Source organism: Moorena sp. SIO3I8 (assembly GCF_010692325.1).
GTDB lineage: Bacteria > Cyanobacteriota > Cyanobacteriia > Cyanobacteriales > Coleofasciculaceae > Moorena.
This window is the reverse complement of record NZ_JAAHHW010000498.1, coordinates 1-1019: the sequence shown is the minus strand read 5'-3', so window position 1 is coordinate 1019 and position 1019 is coordinate 1. Positions and strand designations below refer to the sequence as shown.

General features: G+C 41.3%; 2 protein-coding genes. One reads left to right on the top strand and one right to left on the bottom strand.

Annotated elements, in window-relative coordinates:
* Positions 1 to 105: 105 nt before the first annotated feature.
* A complete protein-coding gene (locus tag F6K51_RS38190) occupies positions 106 to 276 on the top strand; it encodes a hypothetical protein (RefSeq protein WP_293031605.1) in 171 nt (56 codons plus the stop codon).
* Between the two features lie 413 nt (positions 277 to 689).
* Here F6K51_RS38190 and F6K51_RS38180 read toward each other — a convergent pair.
* The coding region (locus F6K51_RS38180) for a hypothetical protein (protein ID WP_293031599.1) at positions 690 to 1019 on the bottom strand (330 nt) is incomplete at its 5' end.

The following is a 1019-nucleotide window of genomic DNA, read 5'->3' as shown; positions in this document are numbered from 1 at the left end:
CTCTGAATGTGTGCAGGAGTTAATGCAAATTAACCGCCATAAGTTGCCTAATTATCTAAAGGGTCTCAGGGCTAGATTGCAAGTTCTGTCTGCCTTGTAGCTTTCATGTCGCCCCGTCAGCCGATTCCCGATTCCCGATTCCCGATTCCCGATTCCCGATTCTCTCCAATAACAACTTTCAAAAATGAAAAAATACCTAACTACGTTATTGCTGTTGCTAACATTATCCTTTGCCTTTGCTCCTCCCGCTGTTGCTTTCTCCTACTGCCGCACTAAAAATAACAACCGGATTTGCATCCTTAGCATCAAGCGGAGTGCTAAGTATCCATGGGAATATCGAGCATCAGTTAGTGTTAATGGCGTTGCTACTCCTATAGAAATATATAATTGTCGCAATCGCATTAGAGTTAAGAAAGACAGAACTGTTGTGCCATTTCAACAGAACGGTCCAGGGGAACTTATTTGTAGTATTTTGAAAAAATAGTATAAGAAAGGGAACAGGGAACAGGGAACAGGGAACAGGGAATAGGGAATAGGGATAATAGACTATTTCAACTGTTTGACCCGGTGGTGCGTTACGGGGCGGACTATTGCAACACTGGTTACGAGGCGGAAAATGAGGGCAAGTCCGCCCCTAACACACCCTACGCACTCTAAATTCTAAATTTTAAATTCTAAATTATAGCTAATCAAAATTGCAATTTATATCTAACTTGTACCTCATTAAACACGTAGTCGTAACTCAATTCAACTGAGGAAGTTTGTCCCAAATCATAAACGGCATCGAAGGTTGGGTAAACCTGTAGATCAGCTAATCCGATGGATCTCCCGACATTACTGACTTTTTCTTCAACGGTGAATAAAATATTTTTGATAATTGGTCGAACAACATACTGAGTAATCACTAACTCAGCTATTTCTCGTTCGTTGCTGTTAGCGATAGTCTGAAATTGGGTAATAAAACTGTTACCGAGCAGAGCGATAATTCCACTTTCACTGCGGGGAGGAGTACTGCTTAA

Excerpts from the sequence above, each read along its gene's own strand:
- F6K51_RS38190 (WP_293031605.1), top strand. The coding sequence starts at position 106 with ATGTCGCCCCGTCAGCCGATTCCCGATTCCCGATTCCCGATTCCCGAT.